Consider the following 6,937-nt stretch of genomic DNA (forward strand, 5'->3'; position numbering starts at 1 on the left):
CCTCGGTATTTTGTGACGCCGCTTGCCGGGCAGGGCAAAACCGACGGACGGGCGCTTGAACTGCGCCTCTGATCAAAAAGTGCGCAATTCTAGCGATGAGTCGTTCACTTGACCAGCTTTATGCGGGGAAATACGACGAGTGCTGCGCTATGCTTCGCGCCGTTACGCTTTACAGATTTTTTACTGTCAACAAAACGTCTGTAACGTGAAGTAAAACAGCGCATGCTGCACGACAAAGCATAGTGCTTCTTTCAAAGAAGCCCGGGTCTGAGAAGTAGGAGTGGTGGATGGGTCAGGCAAGTAGTCAGGCTACCGATGCCGAGCATTCGGCGGTGAAGCCGATCGGCATGCTGGTCGCGGCTGTCGGGGTGGTTTATGGCGATATCGGCACCAGTCCGTTGTACACCCTGAAGGAAGTGTTTTCCGGAGGCTATGGCGTGCCGGTCAACCATGACGGGGTGCTGGGGATTCTTGCGCTCATTTTCTGGTCGCTGATCTGGGTCGTGTCGATCAAGTACATGATGTTCGTGCTGCGCGCCGACAACCAGGGCGAAGGCGGGATCATGGCCTTGACCGCACTGGCCCGGCGGGCGGCGGCGGGGCATGCCAAATTGCGCATGTTGCTGGTGGTCTGCGGACTGATCGGCGCGGCATTGTTCTATGGCGACAGCATGATCACCCCGGCGATCTCCGTACTGTCGGCGATTGAAGGCCTGGGGCTGGCGTTCGAAGGTATCGACCATTGGGTCGTGCCGCTGTCGCTGGTGGTGCTGGTCGCGCTGTTTCTGATCCAGCGTCACGGCACGGCGCGCATCGGCATTCTGTTCGGGCCGATCATGGTCACCTGGTTCCTCGTGCTGGGTGCATTGGGCGTCTATGGCATCAGCCAGCATCCGGAAGTCCTGGAAGCGATGAACCCGATGTGGGGCGTACGTTTCTTCATGGTCCATCCGGGCATGGGCGTGACGATTCTCGGCGCCGTGGTGCTGGCATTGACCGGTGCCGAAGCGCTGTACGCGGACATGGGCCACTTCGGCCGCAAGCCGATCGCACGTGCGTGGTTCATCCTTGTACTGCCGGCGCTGGTGCTGAACTACTTCGGCCAGGGCGCGCTGCTGCTAGGTGATCCGGAAGCGGCCCGTAACCCCTTCTACCTGCTGGCGCCGAGCTGGGCGTTGATCCCGCTGGTCGGCCTGTCGACCCTGGCCACGGTGATTGCCTCGCAAGCGGTGATTTCCGGTGCGTTCTCCCTGACCCGCCAGGCGATCCAGCTCGGTTACATTCCGCGCATGCACATCCGACACACTTCCAGTGCCGAACAGGGCCAGATCTACATCGGTGCGGTGAACTGGGCGTTGATGGTCGGCGTGATCCTGCTGGTGATCGGTTTCGAATCCTCCGGTGCCCTGGCCTCGGCCTACGGCGTGGCAGTAACGGGCACCATGCTGATGACCACCATCCTGGTGTCGGCGGTGATGCTGCTGCTGTGGAAGTGGCCACCAATCTTCGCGGTTCCGATATTGTTCGGCTTCCTGTTGGTCGATGGTCTGTACTTCGCCGCCAACGTGCCGAAAATCGTTCAGGGCGGTGCATTCCCGGTGATCGCGGGTTTCGCGCTGTTTGTGCTGATGACCACCTGGAAGCGCGGCAAGCAGTTGCTGGTCGAGCGTATCGATGAGGGTGGATTGCCGCTGCCGATCTTCATCAGCAGCATTGCCGTACAACCACCCCATCGTGTTCAGGGCACCGCCGTGTTCCTGACGGCACGGCCGGATGCCGTGCCCCACGCGCTGTTGCACAACCTGCTGCATAACCAGGTACTGCACGAGCAAGTGGTGCTGCTGACGGTAGTGTACGAAGACATCCCGCGGGTGCCGCCGAATCGACGCTTCGAGGTCGACTCCTATGGCGAAGGGTTCTTCCGGGTCATCCTGCATTTCGGCTTCACCGATGAGCCGGACGTACCGCAGGCGCTGAAGCTGTGTCATCTCGATGAGCTGGACTTCAGCCCCATGCGCACCACGTACTTCCTCAGCCGCGAAACGGTCATCGCCTCCAAGCTCGAAGGCATGTCGCGCTGGCGCGAGGCGCTGTTTGCGTTCATGTTGCAGAACGCCAACGGCAACCTGCGTTTCTTTAATCTGCCGCTGAACCGGGTGATTGAATTGGGGACGCAGGTCGAAATGTAAACCTTATCCTGTAGGAGCGAGCTTGCTCGCGATGGTCTCAAATGCACCGCGTTTATTCAGGATTTCCGCGTCATCGTTGACGTCCACCGCGAGCAAGCTCGCTCCTACAGTGTGTTGTGGTGTTGAATGAAAAAGCCCCCGCTATCGTGAGATGGCGAGGGCTTTTCTTCAACGAGGCTCAGATCACTCTTGAGCTTCTGCTTCTTTGGCTTGACGCTTCTCGATCACATCCACCAGGCGCTTGGCCAGCGCCGGATAGTTCTCGTCGAAGTGGTGGCCGCCAGGCAGCTTGATGGCTTCGCCCACCGCCGTCTTGTCGGTGCAGCCACTCTCGTCGGTTTCTTCTTCGCCGTAGATGCACACCACTTTGGCGGCTGGCAGCTTGGCCATTTCCGGGCCGGTGGCGGCTTCCTTGCCGGCGTTGCCGAGCCAGCCTTCGACTTCGATCTCGAAGCTGCCGGTACGGGCGAAGGCCAGCAGGATGATCGCGTCGACGCGTTGCTGTTCCGATTCGGCCAGGCGGTTGTAGATCGCCGGCAGTACGTCGGCGCCGAACGAATAGCCGGTCAGGATGAAGCGCTTGGTGCCCCATTTCTGCCGGTAGTGTTGCATCAGTTCAGTCAGGTCCAGCGCGCTTTGCTCCGGGCTCTTGTGCTGCCAGTAGTAGCGCAGGGTGTCGATGCCGACCACCGGGTAGCCTATCTTGGCCATCTCGCCCGCCACGTCGCGGTCGAGGTCGCGCCAGCCGCCGTCGCCGGACAGGAACAGGGTCACGGTGTCACTGGCCTGGCCCGCTGGCACTTCGACCACCGGGATCTGCAGGCCGCCAGCGGCTTTGTCGCCACCGACGAGGATCTTGCGCAGTTCGTTGTTCAGCACTTGCGGCAGGTTGATGTCGTAGTCGCTGATGCTGGTTTCGGCGTTCGGTTGATCACGCACGAAGCCGGCACTGGTGTCGTCCGGGTTGTCGTTCCACGCGACTAGCCAGTGACCGTGGGCCGCGCTTTTGGGCAGCAGGTGAGTGCAGCCGCCCTTTTCCAGGGCCAGGTCGACCGAGACGGCCTGGGCCTTGTCGTCCTTTTGCTCGGACAACCAGCGCCAGGCCAGCACAGCGCCAGGGCCGATGCCGCTGACCAGGGTCGCGGGGCCTTTGAGTTCGCGCAGGCCCGATTGCAGGGCGCGGCTTTGCAGCAGGCAATCCTTGGGCAGGATCACCTGGACAATTTGCGCCGAACCACTGCGGCTCAGCGTCATCAATTGCTTGTCGCTGAGTTTCTGGTCTTCGTTGACCGCCACCAGCACCTGGGCGCGTGGCGTTGTGCCGGGGATGACACGGGTCATCGCTGCACCATCGGCCGGGGTCAGCAATTCGAGGGTCGGCTCCGGTGCCGGGCGTTTCAGGTACCAGAAACCGCCACCGAGAATCAGGGCCACTATCACCAGTGTGCCCAATACATACCGCAAGGAGCGTTGAATCATCAGCGTTTCACCAATCCGGTCAAGCCACCCGCGATCAGGGCAGCGGTGTCGGCCAGCGCAACCAGCGGATCGAGTCCGGCGGGCACGGCCATATAACGGGGTTCCCAATCAGGCTGGAACTTGTCTTTGAAGCGGCGCAAGCCTTGGAAGTTGTACAGCTGCTCACCACGGCGGAATACCATCGAGCCAAGGCGCTGGGTCAAGGGTGCGCCGCGACGGGGTTGCAACCCCGACAACGGCACCATGCCCAGGCTGAAACGCGCGTATCCATGATTTTTATAATGTTGAATCAGGCCGACCATCATGAACTCCATGGTCAGCTTCGGTGCATCCGGGTGCGCGCGCATCAGGTCGAGGCTGGCCAGGTCATGGCCGTAGGTCTCGAGCAAGTTTGCGAACGCCACCGGGCGTCCTTCGAAACGAATCACCGCGATGCGAAAATGCTTGAGGTAGTCATCGCTGAAGCGGCCCAGTGAAAAACCTTTCTCCCGGACGTTCTTGCCGGTCAGCCAGGCATCGGAAATTACCTTGAGCTCATCCATCGGCGCCTGGCCGGGTTCATGGATTTCCAGGGACAGGCCGTCGCGGGTGCCACGGTTCCAGGTGTAGCGCAGGTCCTTCATCTCTTTGCCCTTGGCTTCGAGATCAAAACGCTTGAGGTCGACCCGGGCTTCTTCGCCGAGCTTGATCGCGGTCAGGCCGATGTCCATGTAGTACGGCAGGTTCTCTGCACGCACTTGATAGAACACGGGGCGGGCGTGGTGGATGTCGCAAAGGTCGCGGAACTGCCAGATCATTTCCGCCCGTTGCTGGCCCGGGCCGATCGGGTCATACAACGCCACCAGGCTGCGACCACGGCGGGCGTACATCAGGAACGCCTCGTCGTTGGGGTGGAACAGCAGCGCCTTGTCGCCGGTCAGGGCCAGGCCGCCATCCGGTTGGGCCGATGCCATGAGGATCTTGCTGGCGCGCTCCAGTTCGTCGGGGGTGGGCAGGTGAATGACCGGGCGCGCGGTGCGCAGCAGCCAGGTCAGGGACACCACCACCAGCAGCACGGCAGCCCCGAGCAGCGAGCGCAGGCCGCGAGGGGCATCGGCGTCCAGAGTGAACTGCCACCAGAGTTGGTGACTGTACGGAACGTCCTGGTAGGCGAACAACAGCAACCAGATCGAGGCGCCGAGCACGCACAGGCTGGCCACCAGGTACAGCGGCGAGAACGGTACTTCGGTCAGTCGGCTGGGGCGATAGAACGAGCGGCGGAATACCCCGAGCAGGCTCGCCGTCAGCACCATCAGGCTGGCTTCTTCCCAGTCGAAGCCTTTGAGCAGCGAGAGCAGGGCGCCGACCAGCAACAGAATGGTGGTCAGCATCCACGCGGCCGACAGCCGGCGGCGCAGCCCCTGGGCCAGCAACAGGCAAAGCACGCCGACCAGGCTGGCGCCAAAGTGCGAAGCATCGACCAGTCGATGGGGGATCAGAAAACCGATGTGTTCCAGGCGCGTATCGATTTCCGGGGTGACGCCGGAGAACAGCAGGACAACACCGGACAGGAACACCAGCACCGCCAGTATCGGAGCCGCCAGACCCGAGGCCGCGCGCAATGTCTGGCGCGTCTGGAACAGGCGCTGGCCTTCGTTGATCAGCAGCAACAGGCAGGCCACCAGCAAGGGCAGGACTACGTAGATCAAGCGATAGAGCAGCAGGGCGGCCGCCAGTGGCGCAGCACCCAGGGTGTCGGAAAACGCCGCCAGCAAAATGGCCTCGAACACCCCGACACCGCCCGGCACATGGCTGAGCACGCCGGCAGCCAGCGCCAGCAGGTAAACCAGAAGGAATGCACCGAAGGGTGGTGTTTCCGGCAGCAGCAGATAGAGCACGGTCGCGGCGGCGGCTACGTCCAGGGCGGTGATGACCAATTGCAGGAAGGTCAGGCGACGCCCGGGCAGACGCAAGGTGCGGCGCCCGATCCTGACCAGCAGGTTGTCCGGGTAAGGCTGTTCCGGCAGCCGTCGACGGTAGATACCGATGGCCAGCACTGAAAACAGCACGAGCACGGCAGTCGCCACCACGCCCAGCAACGTCTCGGAGAGTCCCAGGGCGGAGGACGCCGCTGGCAGGTCGCTGAGCGTCGCCAGGGCAGCCAGCGGTGGCAGGGCGCAACCCAGCGAGAGGCTGGCGAACAAAGTCATGCGGGCGACTTCTGCCGCTCCCAGGCCATGACGGGCATAGAGGCGATAGCGAACCGAGCCTCCCGACAACATTGAAAGACCGATGGCGTTGCCGATGGCAAAGGCCGTGAAACCGCCCAGAGCCAGGGTGCGCGGTGCCAGGCTCGCCCCGGCATAGCGGCTGGCTGACCATTCGTAGCCGAGCAGAATGATGAAGCCCACCACAGTTGCAGCCAGTGCGCCCATCAAGGCAGGTTTCGGAACGTCGAGGATCGAGTCGTGCAGGGCGTTAAGGTCGAGTTCGCTTAACAGGTGGCGACAGGCAATCAGCGCGATCGCGAACAGCAGCAGGGTGACCGCCAGGCCAATGGGTTGACGGTATTTGCTCAAACGATCAAGCAGGCGCAGGCGCTCGGCATTGATCGGTTGTGTCGCTGTGACAGTGTCTTGTGAATCAGACGAGTTGGCGCGCATCAATCACCTCTTGGATCGTGCGCGACAGGATGGAGGTATCCAGCCAAGTTACCAATCCCTGTAGAAAAAAATAATCACAAATTTTAACGCCTATCACCCGGCAACAGGGATGGCGCGGTATCAGTCGCGGAGGCTTCAGCCTGTGATAGAGCATAGTCTGAACCCGGCGCATGGGTGACCCCCAAGCGGCTTGCTACACAGTGACAGGTCATTGTTGCGAAAGGACTTTTTCAACAGATACAAAAAAGGCCACTCTTTCGAGTAGCCTTTTTTGATGTTTGGTTGCGGGAGCCGGATTTGAACCGACGACCTTCGGGTTATGAGCCCGACGAGCTACCAGACTGCTCCATCCCGCGTCTGTGTGGCGGCATTCTATAGAGATGCGCCGGGGTGTCAACCGTTAATCCTGAAGCAGGTCAAATAAATGTTGAATCGCGGCAAACGGTCGCAGGGATGGCCTAAGTTTCGGAATCAGAACGATTTCCGGTTTCGCTCTCGTTGAGCGTCCAGGCCTTGTTCCTGCGTTCGGTGCTACAAAACGAGCACGCACAAAAAAGGCCACTCTTTCGAGTAGCCTTTTTTGATGTTTGGTTGCGGGAGCCGGATTTGAACCGACGACCTTCGGGT

General features: G+C 61.2%; 4 protein-coding genes and 1 tRNA gene. 1 reads left to right on the forward strand and 4 read right to left on the reverse strand.

Translation table 11 applies throughout. The annotated features are described in order from the left end of the window. Positions 1 to 287: 287 nt before the first annotated feature. Positions 288 to 2,189, forward strand: a complete 1,902-nt coding sequence (locus AC1RP7_RS15185) for a potassium transporter Kup (protein WP_090453505.1) — start codon at positions 288 to 290, stop codon at positions 2,187 to 2,189. A gap of 183 nt (positions 2,190 to 2,372) precedes the next feature. Here the strand turns inward: AC1RP7_RS15185 and AC1RP7_RS15190 are convergent, their stop codons facing one another. The 4 genes from AC1RP7_RS15190 to AC1RP7_RS15205 all read right to left on the reverse strand — a co-directional run. Further along, positions 2,373 to 3,668, reverse strand: coding sequence for a virulence factor family protein (locus AC1RP7_RS15190; protein WP_057716140.1), 1,296 nt, complete (start codon positions 3,666 to 3,668; stop codon positions 2,373 to 2,375). After that, positions 3,668 to 6,310 (reverse strand): bifunctional lysylphosphatidylglycerol flippase/synthetase MprF, encoded by a 2,643-nt coding sequence (gene mprF / locus AC1RP7_RS15195; RefSeq protein WP_090453509.1) that lies wholly within the window; start codon positions 6,308 to 6,310, stop codon positions 3,668 to 3,670. Before mprF ends, AC1RP7_RS15190 begins: the two co-directional genes overlap by 1 nt. 279 nt (positions 6,311 to 6,589) lie before the next feature. Beyond that, positions 6,590 to 6,666 (reverse strand) — tRNA-Met (locus AC1RP7_RS15200). A gap of 44 nt (positions 6,667 to 6,710) precedes the next feature. Further along, positions 6,711 to 6,937 (reverse strand): hypothetical protein (locus tag AC1RP7_RS15205; protein ID WP_493183992.1); only part of this gene is annotated, 227 nt, incomplete at its 5' end.

The sequence above is a fragment of the Pseudomonas sp. GW822-FHT01E03 genome, from assembly GCF_058802985.1.

Bases quoted from the DNA above. Each gene is read 5' to 3' on its own strand.
- AC1RP7_RS15185 (WP_090453505.1), top strand. From the start codon at position 288: ATGGGTCAGGCAAGTAGTCAGGCTACCGATGCCGAGCATTCGGCGGTG.
- AC1RP7_RS15190 (WP_057716140.1), bottom strand. From the start codon at position 3,668: ATGATTCAACGCTCCTTGCGGTATGTATTGGGCACACTGGTGATAGTG.
- mprF (WP_090453509.1), bottom strand. From the start codon at position 6,310: ATGCGCGCCAACTCGTCTGATTCACAAGACACTGTCACAGCGACACAA.